At 55.5% G+C, this 17,954-nt stretch carries 19 protein-coding genes, 2 tRNA genes, 1 pseudogene and 1 riboswitch; of the genes and pseudogenes, 10 read left to right on the top strand and 12 right to left on the bottom strand.

Translation table 11 applies throughout. The features are described from left to right. Positions 1-13: 13 nt before the first annotated feature. The gene (gene helD, locus IM290_RS13290) at positions 14-2,068 is read left to right on the top strand and encodes a DNA helicase IV (protein WP_193042434.1); all 2,055 of its coding nucleotides are present in this window, start codon (positions 14-16) and stop codon (positions 2,066-2,068) included. 53 nt (positions 2,069-2,121) lie between these two features. Here helD and mgsA read toward each other — a convergent pair whose 3' ends face one another. Together mgsA and IM290_RS13280 are read right to left on the bottom strand one after the other, a co-directional pair. Next, positions 2,122-2,580: a methylglyoxal synthase gene (gene mgsA, locus IM290_RS13285; RefSeq protein WP_003858146.1), complete on the bottom strand. Its 459-nt coding sequence runs from the start codon at positions 2,578-2,580 to the stop codon at positions 2,122-2,124. An 80-nt stretch (positions 2,581-2,660) separates the two neighbouring features. Continuing rightward, positions 2,661-3,323 carry a DUF2057 family protein gene (locus IM290_RS13280; protein ID WP_047057585.1) on the bottom strand — a complete coding sequence of 221 codons (663 nt, stop codon included), beginning with the start codon at positions 3,321-3,323 and terminating at the stop codon, positions 2,661-2,663. 171 nt (positions 3,324-3,494) lie between these two features. Between IM290_RS13280 and IM290_RS13275 the strand changes: the two genes are divergently transcribed. Beyond that, positions 3,495-3,908, top strand: coding sequence for a CoA-binding protein (locus IM290_RS13275; protein ID WP_006809337.1), 414 nt, complete (start codon positions 3,495-3,497; stop codon positions 3,906-3,908). Positions 3,909-3,940: 32 nt separating this feature from the next. Here IM290_RS13275 and hspQ read toward each other — a convergent pair whose 3' ends face one another. Both hspQ and rlmI read right to left on the bottom strand, forming a co-directional pair. Beyond that, complete coding sequence (hspQ, locus tag IM290_RS13270) at positions 3,941-4,258, bottom strand: heat shock protein HspQ (RefSeq protein ID WP_003858136.1); 318 nt, start codon at positions 4,256-4,258, stop codon at positions 3,941-3,943. Between the two features lie 60 nt (positions 4,259-4,318). Further along, on the bottom strand, positions 4,319-5,509 hold the full coding sequence (gene rlmI / locus IM290_RS13265; protein WP_193042433.1) for a 23S rRNA (cytosine(1962)-C(5))-methyltransferase RlmI: 1,191 nt from the start codon (positions 5,507-5,509) through the stop codon (positions 4,319-4,321). Positions 5,510-5,602: 93 nt separating this feature from the next. Here rlmI and yccX point away from each other — a divergent pair, with 93 nt between their 5' ends. After that, on the top strand, positions 5,603-5,884 hold the full coding sequence (yccX, locus tag IM290_RS13260; RefSeq protein WP_023296278.1) for an acylphosphatase: 282 nt from the start codon (positions 5,603-5,605) through the stop codon (positions 5,882-5,884). Here yccX and tusE read toward each other — a convergent pair. Together tusE and yccA are read right to left on the bottom strand one after the other, a co-directional pair. Next, on the bottom strand, positions 5,881-6,210 hold the full coding sequence (gene tusE, locus IM290_RS13255; protein WP_003858129.1) for a sulfurtransferase TusE: 330 nt from the start codon (positions 6,208-6,210) through the stop codon (positions 5,881-5,883). The two genes, yccX and tusE, sit on opposite strands and share 4 nt — an antisense overlap. Before the next feature lie 88 nt (positions 6,211-6,298). After that, entirely contained in the window at positions 6,299-6,958 is a 660-nt protein-coding gene (yccA, locus tag IM290_RS13250) for an FtsH protease modulator YccA (RefSeq protein ID WP_003858127.1), read from the bottom strand. A 270-nt stretch (positions 6,959-7,228) separates the two neighbouring features. Between yccA and IM290_RS13245 the strand changes: the two genes are divergently transcribed. Both IM290_RS13245 and IM290_RS13240 read left to right on the top strand, forming a co-directional pair. Beyond that, a complete protein-coding gene (locus tag IM290_RS13245; RefSeq protein WP_193042432.1) occupies positions 7,229-8,857 on the top strand; it encodes an ABC transporter substrate-binding protein in 1,629 nt (542 codons plus the stop codon). A 144-nt stretch (positions 8,858-9,001) separates the two neighbouring features. Further along, positions 9,002-9,089, top strand: a tRNA-Ser gene (locus IM290_RS13240). A gap of 60 nt (positions 9,090-9,149) precedes the next feature. Here IM290_RS13240 and IM290_RS13235 read toward each other — a convergent pair. From IM290_RS13235 to IM290_RS13225, 3 genes are read right to left on the bottom strand one after another with little or no spacing between them, the layout of a single operon-like run. Then, entirely contained in the window at positions 9,150-9,911 is a 762-nt protein-coding gene (locus tag IM290_RS13235) for an ABC transporter ATP-binding protein (RefSeq protein ID WP_015570887.1), read from the bottom strand. Next, on the bottom strand, positions 9,908-10,939 hold the full coding sequence (locus IM290_RS13230) for an iron ABC transporter permease (protein ID WP_040117464.1): 1,032 nt from the start codon (positions 10,937-10,939) through the stop codon (positions 9,908-9,910). The genes IM290_RS13235 and IM290_RS13230 overlap by 4 nt, the downstream gene beginning before the upstream one ends. After that, entirely contained in the window at positions 10,936-11,943 is a 1,008-nt protein-coding gene (locus IM290_RS13225) for an ABC transporter substrate-binding protein (RefSeq protein WP_193042431.1), read from the bottom strand. Before IM290_RS13225 ends, IM290_RS13230 begins: the two co-directional genes overlap by 4 nt. A 503-nt stretch (positions 11,944-12,446) precedes the next feature. Between IM290_RS13225 and IM290_RS13220 the strand changes: the two genes are divergently transcribed. Then, a tRNA-Ser gene (locus IM290_RS13220) sits at positions 12,447-12,534 on the top strand. A 42-nt stretch (positions 12,535-12,576) separates the two neighbouring features. Here the strand turns inward: IM290_RS13220 and IM290_RS13215 are convergent. Further along, entirely contained in the window at positions 12,577-13,578 is a 1,002-nt protein-coding gene (locus IM290_RS13215) for a magnesium transporter (RefSeq protein ID WP_193042430.1), read from the bottom strand. A 60-nt stretch (positions 13,579-13,638) separates the two neighbouring features. Beyond that, positions 13,639-13,808: riboswitch (M-box (ykoK) riboswitch) on the bottom strand. 159 nt (positions 13,809-13,967) lie between these two features. Here IM290_RS13215 and IM290_RS13210 point away from each other — a divergent pair. Continuing rightward, positions 13,968-14,471 carry a DedA family protein gene (locus IM290_RS13210; RefSeq protein WP_015570881.1) on the top strand — a complete coding sequence of 168 codons (504 nt, stop codon included), beginning with the start codon at positions 13,968-13,970 and terminating at the stop codon, positions 14,469-14,471. A 1-nt stretch (position 14,472) separates the two neighbouring features. Here IM290_RS13210 and IM290_RS13205 read toward each other — a convergent pair whose 3' ends face one another. Then, positions 14,473-15,222 carry an SDR family oxidoreductase gene (locus tag IM290_RS13205; protein WP_193042429.1) on the bottom strand — a complete coding sequence of 250 codons (750 nt, stop codon included), beginning with the start codon at positions 15,220-15,222 and terminating at the stop codon, positions 14,473-14,475. A gap of 100 nt (positions 15,223-15,322) precedes the next feature. Between IM290_RS13205 and IM290_RS13200 the strand changes: the two genes are divergently transcribed. Further along, a complete protein-coding gene (locus IM290_RS13200) occupies positions 15,323-15,682 on the top strand; it encodes a helix-turn-helix domain-containing protein (RefSeq protein WP_017384779.1) in 360 nt (119 codons plus the stop codon). Positions 15,683-15,748: 66 nt separating this feature from the next. On the opposite strand, the pseudogene IM290_RS21810 reads toward IM290_RS13200, so the two are convergent. After that, positions 15,749-15,928 (bottom strand): annotated as a pseudogene (locus tag IM290_RS21810) (winged helix-turn-helix transcriptional regulator); the annotation flags it as partial. 82 nt (positions 15,929-16,010) lie between these two features. Here IM290_RS21810 and agp point away from each other — a divergent pair. Both agp and IM290_RS13185 read left to right on the top strand, forming a co-directional pair. Beyond that, positions 16,011-17,252, top strand: a complete 1,242-nt coding sequence (gene agp / locus IM290_RS13190; RefSeq protein WP_193042428.1) for a bifunctional glucose-1-phosphatase/inositol phosphatase — start codon at positions 16,011-16,013, stop codon at positions 17,250-17,252. A gap of 289 nt (positions 17,253-17,541) precedes the next feature. Continuing rightward, positions 17,542-17,954, top strand: a 413-nt coding sequence (locus IM290_RS13185) for a contractile injection system protein, VgrG/Pvc8 family (RefSeq protein ID WP_255517523.1), incomplete at its 3' end; no start/stop codon positions are given.

Below are 17,954 nucleotides of genomic sequence, written 5' to 3'. Positions count from 1 at the left end.
GATCCGGCAGGATATGGAACTGAAAGCAACTTCAATGGGCAAACGCCTGGCGCAGCACCCTTACGACAAGATTGTCCTGCTCAATGCAGGAGTGAAAGTCTCCGGTGAACGCCACGAATACCTTATTCCGTTTAATCAGCTACTGGCCATTCATTGTAAACGAGGGCTGGTATGGGGGGAGCTGGAGTTCGTCCTGCCGGCAGACAAAGTTGTGCGACTCCACGGGACCGAGTGGGCGGAAACCCAACGCTTCCACCATCATCTGAACACGCGCTGGCAGCAGTGGAGCCAGGAGATGAGCGTGATTGCCGCACAGGTGCTGCAACAGGTGCTGGACGATATCGCGCTAAGCAATACGCAGCAGAAGTGGCTGACGCGCCAGCAAACCGCCGGGCTTCAGCAAAAAATCGCCCAGGCGCTGACGGCATTGCCTTTACCGGTGGCGCGGCTTGAGGAATTTGATAACTGCCGCGACGCGTGGCGGAAGTGCCAGGCCTGGCTGAGCGATATCGAGAAAAGCCGTCTGGCGCATAACCAGGCCTGGACTGAGGCGATGCTTACGCAATATGCCGACTTCTTCAGTACGGTGGAGTCATCGCCCCTCAATCCTGCCCAGGCGCGCGCCGTGGTGAATGGCGAACAGTCTTTATTGGTGCTGGCAGGTGCCGGGAGCGGCAAAACGTCGGTGCTGGTGGCGCGCGCGGGTTGGCTTCTGACAACGGGCGAGGCGGTTGCCGACCAGATTTTGCTGCTGGCCTTTGGTCGCAAGGCTGCGCAGGAGATGGATGAGCGCATTCAGGCGCGTTTGCATACCCAGGATATCTCGGCGCGCACGTTCCACTCCCTCGCTTTACACATCATTCAACAGGGCAGCAAAAAAGTTCCTGTTGTCAGCAAGCTGGAGAACGACGCTCAGGCTCGCCAGGCGCTGTTTATCAAGGCATGGCGTCAGCAGTGCAGTGAAAAAAAGGCGCAGGCGAAAGGCTGGCGTCAGTGGCTTGAAGAGGAACTCAGCTGGGAGGTGCCCGAGGGCAGCTTCTGGCAGGATGAAAAGCTGGCGCGCCGGCTGGGCTCTCGTCTCGACCGGTGGGTAAGCCTTATGCGCATGCACGGCGGCTCTCAGGCGGAGATGATAGAAAGCGCACCGGAGTCGATCCGCGCCGTGTTTTCTAAGCGGGTTAAGCTGATGGCGCCGATGCTGAAAGCGTGGAAAACCGCGCTGAAAGACGAAAACGCGGTCGATTTTTCCGGGCTGATCCATCAGGCCATTATCATTCTGGAGAAAGGGCGCTTCGTCAGCCCGTGGAAACACATTCTGGTGGATGAGTTTCAGGATATCTCGCCGCAGCGCGCTGCGCTGCTTTCGGCGCTGCGGGCGCAGAATAAACACACGTCGCTGTTTGCCGTGGGCGATGACTGGCAGGCTATCTACCGTTTCAGCGGGGCGCAACTATCCCTCACAACGGCCTTCCACCACTATTTTGGGGAAGGCGATCGCAGCGATCTGGACACCACCTACCGCTTCAACTCGCGGATTGGCGAAATAGCCAACCGTTTTATTCAGCAGAACCCGCACCAGCTGTCGAAACCGCTTAACAGCCTGACGTCGGGGGATAAAAAGGCCGTCACGCTGCTGGCGGACGATCAGCTGGAACCGCTGCTGGATAAACTGAGCGGCTATGCGAAACCGGATGAGCGCATTCTGGTCCTGGCGCGTTATCATCACCTCAAGCCGACGGCGCTGGAAAAAGCGGCGACGCGCTGGCCAAAACTTCAGCTCGATTTTATGACCATTCACGCCAGTAAAGGGCAGCAGGCCGACTACGTGATTGTGGTGGGGCTAAAAGAGGGGAGCGACGGTTTCCCTGCACCGGCGCGGGAATCCGTGATGGAAGAGGCGTTATTACCTGTTCCGGAAGATTTCCCGGATGCAGAGGAGCGGCGTTTACTGTACGTGGCGATAACCCGCGCGCGCCATCGCGTGTGGCTCTTGTTCAACAAAGAGGAGCCGTCGGTGTTTGTCGATATTTTGAAAAGTATTGACGTGCCGGTGGCGAGAAAGCCGTAACGCGCCGGGCAAATTCTGTAGGCCCGGTAAGCGCAGCGCCACCGGGCAAAAAACTACTTCAGTCTCTCCGCAAGATAACGCTGATAATCCGGGATCAAAATCTCCACCGGATCGTTAAACTGCGGCGATTCAATGATGAAATCTGCCGTTGAAAGATTGGTGGCTACCGGAATGTTCCACACCGTCGCCAGACGCAGCAGCGCTTTAACGTCCGGATCATGCGGAACCGCGTTCAGCGGATCCCAGAAGAAAATCAGAACGTCAATTTTACCTTCTGAAATCTGAGCACCTACCTGCTGGTCACCCCCCATCGGGCCGCTCAGCATGGCATTCACTTCCAGACCGGTTTCGCGGTGGATCAGGTTGCCGGTTGTTCCCGTGGCAGAAAGGGCATGATGCTGTAAAAGAGGCTGATGGCGACGAACCCAGTTAAGCAGCATTTGTTTACAGTGATCGTGCGCAACCAGAGCAATGTGCTTGCGCGCCGGAAGTGTGCGTGTTGTCAGTTCCATAATCTTATCCGTGAGGTTACCTCGTTACACGATGACGGGAACTGGCTGATGCTGCAAGAGAAAGGACGAAAAAATGTGGCTTACGACGAAGGTTGTTGCTTCGCCCATTGCAGAAAACGGGCGCGCGTGTCCGGATCGGCATTCTGGAACCAGAACTTGAGGCGTTGCTCAGTAAGGGTCTGCGACTGAGGGGGGAGTACATCCAGCTCCGATACGCCCGAAAGCAGGGTACTGTCATCCGCCATCATGGTGGCGAACTGGGGCAGCGAGGCGCGCCCGCTGGCCCTGTTGTAGGTCTCGGTGTCCGCTTCATAGTCTGTTCCCTTTGGCCTTTTTGTCAGCGCCAGAATATCCAGTTTTACCGGGATGGGCATGGAGTCCCCGTCCACCAGTTCAATGCGCGGCGAGGCATCAAATGCCAGTGACTCCTTTTCTGTCTCAAGGCGCGGGAGACGAAAATTGACCTGGCTGATACGCTGGGTATTAAAGCTGACCACCAGCGGAGGCGAAATGTACACCTGCTGTTCGTTGTCGGCGAGGCGAATGGTCTTTTCCACCCGAAAAACCACCTGGTGCGGGCCGTTATCCAGCTCGATACTGTCTGCACCCCGCAGCAGGGAGCTGGAGACTTTTTTCCCGTCCAGCACCAGCAGGTCAATGTCGGTTGAGAGTCTGAGGGTGGTTGCGAAAACACAAACCGGCATGATTAACGCAACCATAGCCCAGGCAATGCCGGTTTTCATAGCAGACTCCTGTAGACAAACTACCCGGTAAGAATGTATCAAAAGTTTTCGACAAACACGTTTACTAACATATAGACATATTCTGCCGTTTTGCCCTCATACTTCTGTATGGGATGCGTGGTTGAGATGTCCGCTTTGACGTACACTTTGAAAAAAGCCAGGAGGAAGAGCATGAAAGAGAACGACATTGTCGAGATTCTGACGTCCACGCGCACTATCGCGCTGGTCGGCGCGAGCGATAAACCGGATCGCCCAAGCTATCGGGTCATGAAATACCTTCTGGATCAGGGTTATCACGTGATCCCTGTCTCGCCGAAGGTGGCGGGGAAAACGCTGCTGGGCCAGCAGGGCTATGCGACGCTCGCGGACGTGCCGGAAAAGGTGGATATGGTGGACGTTTTTCGCAATTCAGAGGCGGCCTGGGGCGTGGCGCAGGAGGCGATTGCCATCGGCGCGAAAACGCTGTGGATGCAGCTGGGCGTGATTAATGAGCAGGCGGCCGTGCTGGCGCGCGATGCCGGGCTGAAGGTGGTGATGGATCGCTGTCCGGCAATCGATATTCCCCGTCTGGGGCTGGCAAAATAAAAAAAGCCCGTTTGACGGGCTTTTTTACACCTTTAGTTGCGCAGTCTTGGCGCCTGTAACTGTTTGCGGATGGTCTGAGCAAGCTCGTCCATAGTGGGTTGTTCCGGATGCTCATCCTGTAGTTCACCACTCAGCTGCGCTTCGGCAAGATAGGTATGGACAGGCTGACCATCGTCGCCCTCCATAACCACATGATACCAGGGCGCGGCGCGAAGCTCTGCGTCAACGGCCAGATCGTCTGCTGACGGTTCATCAAGGGAATACTCCGGGTCGATATCCACGACCACACCCAAATATCCAAGCAAGGTGTGGCGGACCTGCTGGCCGATACCGAATTTGCTGGCAATCATAGTCACCTCCCGGGAAACATTACATACACACTATGTGCGGGCAATATTTCTCTTTTCAAGTTACATGACGCGACAGGCAAACCCTTTCAGATACAGCCCTTCCGGGTAGGTAGCGATCACCGGGTGATCGGCGGCCTGACGGAACTGCTCTATAAATTGTACATCACGACCCGCATCTATTGCGGCATCGGCGATGATTTTTTGGAATAAATCTGTCGTCATCAGGCCAGAGCAGGAGAACGTCAGCAGCACGCCGCCCGGGTTCAGCAGCTGGATCGCCAGCATGTTGATGTCTTTATAGCCACGGCAGGCGCCCATCAGCTGGCTTTTGTTTTCAACAAACTTCGGCGGGTCCATCACGATTACGTCAAATTTCTCGCCCTGGTCGCGGTATTTACGCAGCAGTTTGAATACGTCGTCGCGCACAAACTCCGCTTTGCTCAGATCCAGCTTATTCAGCTCAACGTTCTGCTTCGCCACGTCCAGCGCTTCCTGTGAGGTGTCGACGCTCACCACCTGAGCACAGCCGCCCATCAGGGCAGAGACCGCAAAGCCGCCGGTATAAGAGAAGCAGTTCAGCACGCGTTTATCGGCAACGTACTGGCGCGTTGCCAGACGGCTGTCACGCTGGTCGAGGTAATAACCGGTCTTATGGCCGCCCTGGATATCCACCAGCAGCTTCATGCCATGTTCTTCGATAGGCAGCAGGGCAGGCGGCAGTTCGCCGGTGACCGGGCCTTGCGTCAGCTCCATGCCCTCTTTTTTACGTACCGCCACGTCGCTGCGGTCGTAAATGGCACATTCCGGGAAAAGGGTTTGCAGGGCGCTAATCAGCGCGGCACGCTGGTATTCCGCCCCGGCGCTCAGTAGCTGCAACACCAGGAAATTGCCGAAGCGGTCAATGGTCACGCCCGGCAGCCCGTCGGACTCTCCGGCAATCAGACGATAGCTGTCCAGCCCGTCACGCTTTGCCAGCCACTCGCGCCACTGCTGCGCCTGTTGCAAACGACGGCCAAAGAAGTCGATATCGATGGTTTCTTCTTTATCGAATGTCCAGACGCGCGCGCGGATCTGAGATGCTGGCGAGTATGCGCCGCGTGCTAACCATTTCCCCTGATGGTCAACAATATCGATGGTTTCACCGAGGCTGGCTTTACCTTCCATGCGGGCAACCGCGCCGGAAAAGACCCAGGGATGGCGGCGCAGTAATGACTTCTCGCGCCCTTTGGCTAACACTAAACGTACACTCATAATTTGCTATTCTGTCGATTCCAATGAAATGGCCGCCATTTTCCCGACTTCAGTGAGGAAATGCAACGCGCCAGTCGGATAAGGAGAAGGATGATGTCAAATGTTTGCACCATTGCCTGGGTTCATGGCCTTGTACAGGGCGTCGGATTCCGCTACAGCACCCAGCGCGAAGCCCTTCAGCTCGGGCTGACAGGGTATGCGCGTAACATGGATGATGGCAGCGTGGAGGTTGTGGCCTGCGGTGAGGCGGATCGGGTTGAGAAGCTGGTGGCGTGGCTGAAAGCGGGCGGACCGCGCAGCGCGCGGGTTGATAAGGTGCTAACGGAACCGCATCAACCCGACCGGGAATACGCTAACTTCAGTATTCGCTATTAAATGCATTTTACCGGCTTTGGCAGGCCGGCGATTTTAGTCGCCTGTTTAGCCGGGCCTTTCGGAAACAGGCGATACAGATAACGGCTGTTGCCTTTCTCTTCGCCAAATTTATTCGCCATGGCTTTGACCAGCATGCGGATAGCCGGCGAGGTGTTGAATTCAAGGTAAAATTCTCGCACGAAGCGCACCACTTCCCAGTGTTCCGGGGAGAGGGTAATTCCTTCGTTTTCCGCAATTTTCTCCGCCAGCGCTTCGCTCCACTGGCTGCTCTCTTTCAGATAACCGTCGTTATCGGTTTCGATCTCTTTGCCTTCAAAACTCAACATATTCATTCACACGTTAGTCAAAAACCGCCTAAGTCTACCAAAAAAACAAAGCCCCGCATAAGCGGGGCCCTGTTCACAGCACGGTGAGTTAATCGCGGCTGGCGAAGCCCAGGATGCTCAGCAGGCTGACAAAAATGTTGTACAGCGACACATACAGGCTCACGGTGGCGCGGATATAGTTCGTCTCACCGCCGTGAATGATGTTGCTGGTTTCATACAGGATTGCGCCGGATGAAATCAGGATAAACACCGCGCTGATTGCCAGATGCAGCGCAGGCAATTGCAGGAAGATGTTCGCCAGCATACCGACCAGCACAATCACGATACCTGCCATCAGCATACCGCCAAGGAAGGACATGTCCTTACGGGTGGTCAGCACGTAGGCCGAGCAGCAGAAGAACACCAGCGCGGTACCGCCCAGCGCCATACCAATCACGTCGCCCATTCCGGCAGACAGATAGGCATTCAGGATTGGCCCCAGAATGTAGCCCAGGAAGCCGGTAAAGGCGAACGCGGAGAGAATACCCACCGGTTTATCCGCGGTTTTGTAGGTCAGGAACATCAGACCGTACATACCCACCAGCGTCAGGATCAGGCCCGGAGAAGGCAGCATCAGTACGGTGCTGGCCGTCGCGGTGATCGCCGAAAACGCCAGCGTCAGGCTGAGCATGAAATAGGTATTGCGCAGCACCTTATGGGTGCTGAGTAGCGATGTGCGGTCGCGTGAAGAAGTAATTATACGATCCATGAGTCACTCTCTTATGACAGATGTAATTAGCGCAAAGAATAGGAAACGGCGCGGCAGACGCAAAGTGGTTTTACCCATCTTTACTCAGCCCCTTAGGGATTATGCTGGTTTTTTATTCTGGCAAAGCCTTTGTACTCAGAATGAAGTGCGGTTTGTAGAGCGTATTCAGAACAACCTCTTATAGGTCACTGAAAAATATTGCGTTATTTCCCTAAGGCCGCTAAGAGTTATTTCCGGATCGTCATAAAAACAGACAATAAGGCGAAGGAAATGAAACCACAAACACGCACGCACTTTACACTCTCTTTGTTAACCGCAGGGATCCTGTGCGCCAGCACGGCAATCTGGGCGGCTAACGTGCCGGCAGGAACCCAGCTGGCAGATAAGCAGGAACTGGTCAGGAACAACGGCAGTGAACCCGCCTCGCTCGACCCGCATAAAGTCGAAAGCGATGTCGAATTCAATATTATCAGCGATTTATTCGACGGGCTGGTCAGCGTCTCTCCGGCAGGTGAAATCCAGCCGCGCCTGGCGGAGAAATGGGAAAATAAAGACAACACCGTCTGGACGTTCCATCTGCGTCCGGGCATTACCTGGAGCGACGGAACCCCCATCACCGCGGAAGATATTGTCTGGAGCTGGCAGCGGCTGGTCGACCCGAAAACCGCCTCTCCGTATGCCAGCTATCCCGGTAGTATGCGTATCGTCAACGGCACTGATATCGCAGAAGGCAAAAAAGCGCCCGAGTCGCTGGGGGTGAAAGCCATCAATGACACCACGCTGGAAGTTACGCTCACGCAACCTAACGCCGCTTTCCTGGCGATGCTGGCTCACCCGTCTCTGGTGCCAATTGATAAAGTCCTGGTAGGCCGTTTCGGTGATAAGTGGACCAAACCGGAGCACTTCGTCAGCAGCGGGGCCTATAAACTGTCACAGTGGGTGGTTAACGAACGCATTGTGGCGGTGCGTAACCCGAAATATTGGGATAACAAACATACCGTCATCAACAAGGTGACCTATCTGCCCATTTCCTCTGAAGCTGCTGACGTCAACCGCTACAAAGCGGGCGAAATCGACATTGTTTACACGGTGCCGATCAACCAGTTTGCTCAGCTGAAGAAAACGCTGGGGAGCGAGCTGGACGTTTCACCGCAGCTTGCCACCTATTATTATCAGTTCAACACCACCCGGCCGCCGTTCAACGACGCCCGCGTGCGCAAGGCGCTGAACCTGGCGCTGGATAAAGACATCATCGCCGATAAAGTATTAGGGCAGGGCCAGCGCCCGGCATGGCTGATCAGCCAGCCGGATATTGGCGGCGTCAAGCTTCAGAACCCGGATTACGCCAGCTGGCCGATGGATAAACGCATTGCTGAGGCGAAAAAGCTGCTGGCCGAAGCCGGATTTAACGACAGCCATCCGCTCAGCTTTAATCTTCTCTATAACACTTCGGAATCGCACCAGCGTATTGCCATTGCCGCCAGCTCAATGTGGAAGAAGAACCTCGGCGTGGAGGCGAAGCTGCAAAATCAGGAGTGGAAAACCATGCTTGATACCATGCACACCCATAACTTTGACGCGGTACGCTACGCCTGGATTGCCGATTACGACGATGCAGCAACCTTCCTGAATACCTTCCGTACCGGGGATAGCCAAAACACCACTCAGTACAGCAATCCGGACTACGATCGGGCACTGGTGAACGCGGCGAAATCGAAAACGGCGCAGGAGCGCGGTAAGTTCTACCAGCAGGCAGAAGATCTGCTGGGACGCGATGTACCGGCGATCCCGGTCTATCATTACGTGCGCACGCACCTGGTGAAACCGTGGGTAGGGGGCTTCACGCCAGACAAGCTCGGGTACTACTACACCAAAGATATGTACATCAAAAAGCACTAACGATCCGCGGTGGATATTATGCTGGCAAAATGGCCAATCTGTCGTCTATTCAACCGATTAAACGCATTTTGGCTATTTTTAAAGCGAACGAATGCGCGCACTCTTTACAGCGCGCGGTGAGGTGTTTATAGTTCGCCTCACTTAGGAAGCGTGGCCGAGCGGTTGAAGGCACCGGTCTTGAAAACCGGCGACCCGAAAGGGTTCTAGAGTTCGAATCTCTACGCTTCCGCCAAATTCGAAACCCCTGCGATAGCAATATCGCAGGGGTTTTTGTTTTTGCGCCAGTCTTCCGTCATGCCACCATGTTGTAGCTTATCGTGATCCCGGCGTCGGCCTTGCAGACCTGAGCTTTTACGCACCAGGTGTCCTCGATGTTTGCCGGCGTCAGAACCGCTTCTGGCGCGCCCGTGGCGGCGATCTGCCCGGCCTTCAGGAGGATCAGACGCTGGCAATAATTGGCCGCAAGATTGAGATCGTGCAGTGCAACCACCACCGTAAGCGGCAGCTGTGAAACGAGCCGCATCAGCTCCAGCTGGTGCTGAATGTCCAGGTGGTTTGTCGGTTCATCGAGCAACAGCACCTGCGGCTGCTGGGCCAGCGCGCGGGCTATCTGGCTTCGCTGGCGCTCTCCGCCAGACAAAGAGTGCCATCGCCGCTGGCGTAAGCGGCATAACTGCATCAGGCCAATCGCCTGCTCAACCGCAGCCTCATCGTCGCGCGAGGTTTTCTGGAATGTTTTCCGGTAGGGCGTACGCCCCAGTCTGACAATGTCCTCAACGGTCAGTTCTCCGTCGACCTCAGCATGTTGCGGGACAAACGCCATGTGCTGCGCGCGTTTTTTCAGCGGCATCATGCCGAGCGTTGTGCCATTAAGCGCCACGCGTTCGCTGAGTCGTGGAAACAGCCCGGCGAGACAGCGCAGCAGCGTCGACTTGCCCGAGCCGTTTGGCCCTAACAGGCCGATAATCTGCCCGGATGGCAGGTCGAGATCGATATCCTTAAGCACCGTCTGCGCTTGTCGGGTTACGGTTAACCCGGCCACAGTAATATTCATGGATGCTCCTTTCGGTTTTGATAAAGCAACGCCACAAAGACGGGGGCGCCCACCAGCGCAGTCACCACCCCGATGGGCAGAACCTGGTGCACAATCAGCGTGCGTGAGACGATATCGGCGAGGATCATAAAGTGGGCGCCGATAAGAAACGTCAGCGGGATAGATAGACGATGGCCCGGCCCACATAGCATGCGCGTTACATGGGGAATGACCAGCCCGACAAACCCCACTGCGCCCGTGGCGCTCACCAGCGTTGCGGTAACAATGGCACAGGTCAGCAATAAGACAATACGCACGGCGGTAACCGGGATCCCCAGCGTGGTGGAGACCTCATCCCCGAAGGTGAAGGTGTCCAGCGCCCGTGAAAAGAGCAATACCACCAGTAAACCCGCAAGCGTAACGGCCAGCGCCAGCAGCGCGTCAGGCCAGCGCACGCCGCTCAGACTTCCCAGCAGCCAGAACATGACGCTACGGGACTGCTCGGCATTGGCGGACGTACTGACGACGTACGCGGTCATGGCGTTGAAGAGCTGGGTGCCCGCAATGCCAGCCAGCAAAATGCGCGACGGGCTTTCACTCATCCCGTTCGTAATCACCATGATGAGCGCAAAGGCGGCGCACGAGCCGACAAACGCACCGCTGCTTACGCCAATCACGCTCCCCCCGATGCCGAGAAGCATCACGCAGACGGCCCCCAGCGATGCGCCCGCGGAAATCCCCAGCAGATAAGGCTCAGCCAGAGGGTTACGCAGGATCGACTGCAACACCAGCCCGCACAACGCCAGGCCGCCGCCGCTGCACGCGGCCATTACTGCCCGGCTCATGCGATATTGCCAGACGATACCTTCCTCCGTTTGCGGCAACGCATAAGAGGTCAAACCCAGTCCGTTGAGGATCGCTTTCCCGGTACTGGCATACGACACCGGCATATCACCGATACTGGCGGCAAAGACCAGCATCAGCGGCAGCGCCATGGCACCTGCTGCCAGTAAACCCTGCTGGCGGCGGTCAAAAGCGAAATGACTCATTGTTCATCCTGGAAAGAAGCCAGCCGATCGCTGATAAGCTCAACCGCATCGACGTTACGCAATGAAGGGTTTAACGACATCGCTGGCACCACGATGATGTGGTTGTTCCTGACCGCAGGCATGTTCTTTGTCACCGGGTCACTGCGCAAGAACGCTTTTTTTACCTCAACGTCATCGGCAGGGTAGAGCCTGCGGGACATCCCGGCGATAACAATCACGTCCGGCTGCGATCGGGCTATATGTTCCCACGTTACAGCGGGCCATTCGTCGTGAGAGTCAATAATGTTCTTCAACCCCAGCGTGCGGCTGATCCAGCCAGGCGCGCCGTAATTCCCGGCCACCCAGGGATCGCCATTCAGACGGCTGCTGGAGAACCAGAATACAACGCTAAGCGGTTTCGCGGAGGCGCGCGCCTGGGCCTTTTTAATTCGCTCCGCCAGCGCACGATTGAGCTGCTCACCTCGCGCGGAAACATCAAAAATCGTCGCCAGATCTGTCACTTCCCGTGTAATTTCCGCCAGTGAAAACTGCGCGCTACGTGCTCCGTCTGCGTTTGAGGTTTCCGTTACCGTTTTATCCGTGCAGTCGGCAGGGGAGATCCACGTATTAATCCCCAGCGACGCAAACTGCTCACGGGTTCCCACTTCTCCCTGCGGACCAATGTGCCAGTGATACTGTGCGAGAACGAGTTCAGGTTTCTGCCCTACCACGGCTTCAAAGGAGGGGGAGTTATCCGCAAGCCGGGGGAGGTTTTTACCGGCATCCTCCAGCGTGGGTGGGAGCTTGCCGAACCAGACTGACGTCGCGGCGATCGTTTTCTCCAGCCCCAGTGCGAGCAGTAATTCTGTTTCATGCTGACCCACGGTAACGACGCGCTGAGGAGCCTGCGTAAAGGTCTGCTTGACGCCGCAATTTTCAATCGTGAGGGGCCAGGTGGTAGCGGCGAAAGCGGCAGGCGCCATGGTGAGCAGTGAAGCCAGAAATAATCCTTTTTTGAGTAACATAGAACGCAATCCAAAATTGTTATGTTATAACATAATACATATATTGTGATTGAGAGCAACACGCTCACCGTCGCTTGTTGCAGAAACGAAAGGCTGGACTATTCGCAACATACCCACCTGGCATTCGCGGGTTGCCTGCAATGGACTGCATCGCCAGAATGTTTTTTGAGCGTATATTTAATTTCTCAAGGATCCTTACACGGTAGGTGCTGGTCGTTTTTTGTGATAGTTGCAGCTTTTCGCTATGTCATGGTTTTCCAGGAAGAAGACAGGGGAACTCTTTTATCGCAGTGAGGCTTAGCTAATTGGTGTTGTACGAAAAAAGTCTAAATGACCACCCGCGAATCTAATAAACGTTATGAATGTAAAAATAAATGTTTGCATTTTAGCCAGTCGATGGCGAAGAAATCAGCGGGACGGAAGGGGACGACGAAAGACGTGTAATGTTATGCAATTTCGTGCTTTACATCATGCTCAGAGATGTTTATAGTGCGCCTCACTTTGGAAGCGTGGCCGAGCGGTTGAAGGCACCGGTCTTGAAAACCGGCGACCCGAAAGGGTTCTAGAGTTCGAATCTCTACGCTTCCGCCAAATTCGAAAACCCTGCGATAGCAATATCGCAGGGTTTTTTCGTTATTCCAGCCCCAGCGTATACTGCGCGATTTTGAAGTAGATAATCAGCCCGGTGCCGTCGATTAGCGTGGCGATAAACGGTGCGGAGACCACCGCCGGATCGATTTTGCAGCGTTTCAGTACCATCGGGATCACCGACGAGACGATGGCGCTCCACAGCGTAATGCAGACCAGCGTCAGGCTGACGATGAGCGTGATTTCCATCCCTATACCCATCATCCAGGCGCGAACGCAGCCCGCCAGACCCAGCGTGGCGGCAATCATTAACGAGGTGCTGATCTCTTTGCGCAGCACGCGACCCACATCGCGAAGGTGGACTTCACCCAGCGCCATGGCGCGCACCAGCGTCGAGGTGATCTGCGTCCCGCTGTTTCCGCCAGTGCCAATCAGCAGCGGAATAAAGAACGCCAGCGCGATGGCAGATTCCAGCGCCTCTTCAAAATGCTGGATCACCGAACTGGTATACGCTTCCGCAACAAACAGCAGCAGCAGCCAGACGGAGCGTTTCTTCCACAGGCTGAAGGCGCTGGTTTCCAGATAGGGCTTCTCAAGGGGCAGCGTCGCCCCCTGAAGCTGGGCATCTTCAGTAACGTCATCTTCCAGCAGATGGGCGATTTCACGCTCGGTAAGACAGCCCACCAGCTTGCCGTGGGTCACCACCGGCACCACATCCGCACCCGCGTGCGCCAGCAGCCCGGCGACATCCGCCCGCTCATCTTCCGGTTTGAGCTGAATAAAATCCGATATCATCAACCCCTTAACAGGCTGCACGGTATCCGTGGCCTGCAATAATTTGCGTACGGCGATTAAACCCGCGAGGCGACCGTTATCTTCGATAAAAATATGCGATGGAATATCATCATCTTTTAATTTTTCAAAGAACTGCTCGCATGCCAGAGCTACGCATAATGAAATATCGATAACGATAAAATCGGTATTCATATATTGCGCGATGGCGCTGTCATTAAAAGCCAGGTTTTGGTTGTGAATTGCGTAAGACATAGTAAATTCCCTTTGAATAATAAAATCTCTCAGGGGCGAGCAAGACAGGGCATGTCGGAAAGGAGATCCCCACGTCCTGGGTTCAGCACTGTACACCGTATCCCACAAGGGAAGTTATACTGACAAAGCCTTGATTCGACAGTGCCTGTTTTACCCTGTGCCGGTTCTCTCGAACCCACCAGAGCGATAACGTGTATTTGTACAGGAGCCTCGCCATAACGAGATCGTTGTAAAACGAGAGGGATAATACGCCTGTTTAAATTTAGTGCTCAGAAAATTAAATAATGTTTAAGAACGGTTTAGGTAAATCTTATTAATAAAATGTTGAGGGTTTATTTAAGGTTATTCATTTTAAATGGAGAATTAAATTATTAACGGGGGAGGGGAAAATGACATGGTTTGATAACCTGCTGAATCATTTTGCGCTGTATCCGGCACATCTGTTTGTGCTGTTATTCGTGATGGCGCTGAGCAAATCGACGGTGCTGATCTCCTCCGTGCTGCCGCCAGCGTCGGTGATGCTGCTGGCGGGCATTACCGTCAGCCAGGGGAGCATGCATCCTGCGCTGACGTGGCTCGCCGTGGTGATGGGGGCAACGGCAGGTTCGGTGCTGAATTACCATATCGGCCAACTGATGGGGCATACCCGGATGGTCACGCGCTTCACCTCAAAGCATGCCAATAAGTTCCTGCGGGTCCAGCATCAGCTGCAAAAGAACGGGGTCATCGTGCTTTTTACGTCGCGCTTCCTGGCGGTGTTGCGTTACATCGTCCCGCTGGCGGCCGGGATGCTCAGGCTGAACGCCGTCAAGGTCTACGCCGTCAGCCTGCTTTCCGCCTGTGCGTGGGCGGCGCTGTATGTCGGCGCGGTCACCGGCATCAGCGCCTTTTGAATTACAGGCTCCCCATTCCGCCGTCCACCAGCAGTTCCGTTCCCACTGTGTAGCTCGACTCGTCGGAGGCCAGATAGAGCGCGGCTTTTGCCAGCTCGGTCGTCGAGCCCATTCTGCCCAGCGGCACCAGATTAATGACCTCTGCCATCATCGCGTTAAGCGCCTCGTCGCTTAAGCCCGTTTTCGTAAATGCCGGGGTTTCCACCGGACCGGGACTCAGACCGTTGACGCGGATCCCGCGCGGCAGCAGCTCCGCCGACAGTGTACGCGCCAGCGACAGCAGGGCGGCCTTGCTCGCGGCATACGCGCTGCTGGTGGGCAGGCCGATGCGCGCGCTCACGGAGCCGCAGAGGATCACCGAGGATGGGTTATTCAGCAGCGGCAGCAGCGCCTGAATTAAAAAGAACGGTCCCTTCAGGTTGATGTTCATCAGACGGTCCCAGGCCTCTTCCTGCCAGACTTCCAGCGGCGCGTGCGTTACGTCACCGGCGTTGAGAAAGACCGCATCCAGGCGTGGCCAGCGGGCGGTGAGGGTCTCCGCCAGCGCTTTTTGCGACGAAATATCGCCTGCGTCGGTTGGGATCACCCAGGCCTTATCGCCCAGAATGCGCTCTGCTTCGGCGAGGGTATCCGGGTTGCGTCCGGTCACGGCGACGCGCGCCCCTTCGGCGATAAACGCCTGCGCGGTGGCGAGACCGATACCGCTGGTGCCGCCGGTAATCAACGTATACTTATCGGTTAAACGACCCATGTTCTTCTCCTGAAATGTCTCTGGAGAAAGCACTATAGAAACGTTAGTATCGAAAGGAAACCAGGTACCAAATGGATACTAACGAGGCAAGAGGTGTGAAATGGCAGAGCTGCTGGAAGCGTGCTGCGAAAAAAAATCTGAGGCGTATACCTGCCCGATGACGCAGTTTGTGAATCTGATTTCCGGTAAGTGGGCGATCCCCATTCTCTATCGCCTGATTGTGTTCAATACGCCCGTTCGCTTTGGCGATCTGCTGCGTGCCGCTGCCCCCATCACCCAGAAAGAGCTGACGAAGCAGCTGCGCCTGTTTGAGCAGCGCGGGCTGGTGACGCGAACGGTCTACCCGGAGATCCCGCCGCGCGTGGAGTATCAGATCACCGAGCTGGGGCTAACCCTTCAGGACGCACTCTCGCCGCTGGCCGCCTGGATGAGCGAATACGGCGACCAGCTTCAGCGTTAGGCTACTGTTTTACGTAGCGCGGATCCCCGCTTCATCGGTGAGATAGGCCACCAGAATATCGACTGCGACCCCGTAGCGCGCGTCGCGAACAATCAGCAGCGACCACCAGTCGCCGATAATATCCAGCGAACGGGCGACGGGGCAGGTGCTCTCTTCAAGGCGGGTACGTTTCACAGCGAATTCTCCGGTGGGGTATGGTTTTTTTTCATAAAACTCATCGGCACACGCCGTAAGCACGTTAATCATCAGTTTGAGAAATGCTTCCCGAAAAACCTGTCACGGATCTGTCACACTCAGGGCGACATTAAAAACGTGTGAGGAATTAGGGATGAGAAAAGCACTACTCGCAGTTGCCGTGGCAGGTACCCTTTCCGTGACCTTTGGCGCACAGGCGCAGGACACGCCGGACGGCTATCAGCTGGAACAGGTGCTCATCATGAGCCGCCACAACCTGCGCGCGCCGCTTGCCAATAACGGCAGCGTGCTGGAGCAGTCCACGCCGAAGCAGTGGCCGGAGTGGGACGTCCCGGGTGGACAGCTCACCACCAAAGGTGGCGTACTGGAAGTGTATATGGGTCACTATATGCGCGAGTGGCTGGCAGAGCAGGGGATGGTGAAGACGGGTGAATGCCCGCCAGCGGATACCGTCTATGCCTACGCCAACAGCCTCCAGCGCACCGTGGCGACCGCGCAGTTCTTTATCACCGGCGCGTTCCCCGGGTGCGATGTTCCTGTGCATCACCAGGAAAAAATGGGCACCATGGACCCCACCTTCAATCCGGTCATTACCGATAACTCCCCTGAGTTTCGCGAGAAAGCGCTGAAAGCGATGGAGACGGAACGGCAGAAAATGCAGCTGGATGAAAGCTACAAACTGCTGGAACAGCTGACAAACTACAGCGACTCGCCGTCCTGCAAGGAGAAAAAAGTCTGCTCCCTGACGGAGGCGAAAGATACGTTCAGCGCCGATTATGAAAAAGAGCCGGGCGTCTCCGGGCCGCTGAAGGTGGGTAACTCGCTGGTGGATGCGTTCACGCTACAGTATTACGAAGGCTTCCCGACAGACCAGGTGGCCTGGGGGGAAATCAAAACCGATCAGCAGTGGCGCGTGCTGTCGAAGCTGAAAAACGGCTATCAGGACTCGCTGTTTACGTCGACGGAGGTGGCGCAGAACGTGGCTAAACCGCTGGTGAAGTACATTGATAAAGCGCTGGTGACCGACCAGGCAAAAGCGCCAAAAATCACCCTGCTGGTGGGGCACGACTCTAACATCGCCTCGCTGCTGACCGCGCTGGACTTCAGGCCTTACCAGTTGCACGACCAGCAGGAACGCACCCCGATTGGCGGTAAAATTCTCTTCCAGCGCTGGCATGACAAAAACACTAATCAGGAGCTGATGAAAATTGAGTATGTCTACCAGAGTTCAGATCAGTTGCGTAACGCCAGCGTACTGTCGCTGCAATCCCCTGCGCAGCGCGTGACGCTGGAGCTGAAGGGCTGTCCGGTGGATGGCAACGGCTTCTGTCCTGTCGATAAATTCAATGCGGTGATGAATAACGCGGCGAAATAGAAGAGAGCTCCCGCTGCACAAGCCTGTCTCTTATAAACAATGTCCCTGATGTTTGAGCCAGGCTTCTTTTCAGATCGTTTCCGTGTCGACGACCTGAGCGGTAAAACTGTACTCGGCCAGCAAAACGTGAGTAATTATATAAATAATTTGTATCCTTAGCAGGTCTAATTATTTGTCTCCTCCATTTATATCCAATACTGTTATTTCCCTCTCAAAGATCAGATATTTACAACAAATTTGAATTATGTAAACTTTTTACTTTACCCATTCTATTAGCGTGGTTTCTGGTATGGATAACTGGTCAGCGCTTTTTGACGGACAGACCCGATACTTTCTGGACATTAATGACAGTACAGTGAAGCCGGATGTCCTGCGTTTTCGCGGCAGGGAAGCCCTGAGCGAGCCTTTCCGCTGGGATATTGAGTTCACCTCCGTGCAGGCGAACATTCCCCCGGAACAGGTGCTGATGAAATATGCCACCTTCTGGATGCGGAGCGGCAAAAGTGTTCACGGTATGGTGACCCGCCTGGAATGGCTTTCCACCACCGCCGACCACTCGCATTACCGGGTGGAGCTGAGCTCCCGTCTGGCGCTGCTCAGCCTTACCCGCCAGTGCCGCATTTTCCAGAACCAGTCCGTTCCTGAGGTGGTGGAGCAGGTGCTGCGTAAACACGGTCTGGAGGGGCCGGACTTTGAGTTTCG

Origin of the sequence: Enterobacter cloacae complex sp. S1, assembly GCF_014930525.1 — a bacterium.
Lineage (GTDB): Bacteria > Pseudomonadota > Gammaproteobacteria > Enterobacterales > Enterobacteriaceae > Enterobacter > Enterobacter hormaechei_C.
This window is presented reverse-complemented; position numbering and strand designations above follow the sequence as displayed.

Excerpts from the sequence above, each read along its gene's own strand:
- helD (WP_193042434.1), top strand. The coding sequence starts at position 14 with ATGGAACTGAAAGCAACTTCAATGGGCAAACGCCTGGCGCAGCACCCT.
- mgsA (WP_003858146.1), bottom strand. The coding sequence starts at position 2,580 with ATGGAACTGACAACACGCACACTTCCGGCGCGCAAGCACATTGCTCTG.
- IM290_RS13280 (WP_047057585.1), bottom strand. The coding sequence starts at position 3,323 with ATGAAAACCGGCATTGCCTGGGCTATGGTTGCGTTAATCATGCCGGTT.
- IM290_RS13275 (WP_006809337.1), top strand. The coding sequence starts at position 3,495 with ATGAAAGAGAACGACATTGTCGAGATTCTGACGTCCACGCGCACTATC.
- hspQ (WP_003858136.1), bottom strand. The coding sequence starts at position 4,258 with ATGATTGCCAGCAAATTCGGTATCGGCCAGCAGGTCCGCCACACCTTG.
- rlmI (WP_193042433.1), bottom strand. The coding sequence starts at position 5,509 with ATGAGTGTACGTTTAGTGTTAGCCAAAGGGCGCGAGAAGTCATTACTG.
- yccX (WP_023296278.1), top strand. The coding sequence starts at position 5,603 with ATGTCAAATGTTTGCACCATTGCCTGGGTTCATGGCCTTGTACAGGGC.
- tusE (WP_003858129.1), bottom strand. The coding sequence starts at position 6,210 with ATGTTGAGTTTTGAAGGCAAAGAGATCGAAACCGATAACGACGGTTAT.
- yccA (WP_003858127.1), bottom strand. The coding sequence starts at position 6,958 with ATGGATCGTATAATTACTTCTTCACGCGACCGCACATCGCTACTCAGC.
- IM290_RS13245 (WP_193042432.1), top strand. The coding sequence starts at position 7,229 with ATGAAACCACAAACACGCACGCACTTTACACTCTCTTTGTTAACCGCA.
- IM290_RS13235 (WP_015570887.1), bottom strand. The coding sequence starts at position 9,911 with ATGAATATTACTGTGGCCGGGTTAACCGTAACCCGACAAGCGCAGACG.
- IM290_RS13230 (WP_040117464.1), bottom strand. The coding sequence starts at position 10,939 with ATGAGTCATTTCGCTTTTGACCGCCGCCAGCAGGGTTTACTGGCAGCA.
- IM290_RS13225 (WP_193042431.1), bottom strand. The coding sequence starts at position 11,943 with ATGTTACTCAAAAAAGGATTATTTCTGGCTTCACTGCTCACCATGGCG.
- IM290_RS13215 (WP_193042430.1), bottom strand. The coding sequence starts at position 13,578 with ATGTCTTACGCAATTCACAACCAAAACCTGGCTTTTAATGACAGCGCC.
- IM290_RS13210 (WP_015570881.1), top strand. The coding sequence starts at position 13,968 with ATGACATGGTTTGATAACCTGCTGAATCATTTTGCGCTGTATCCGGCA.
- IM290_RS13205 (WP_193042429.1), bottom strand. The coding sequence starts at position 15,222 with ATGGGTCGTTTAACCGATAAGTATACGTTGATTACCGGCGGCACCAGC.
- IM290_RS13200 (WP_017384779.1), top strand. The coding sequence starts at position 15,323 with ATGGCAGAGCTGCTGGAAGCGTGCTGCGAAAAAAAATCTGAGGCGTAT.
- agp (WP_193042428.1), top strand. The coding sequence starts at position 16,011 with ATGAGAAAAGCACTACTCGCAGTTGCCGTGGCAGGTACCCTTTCCGTG.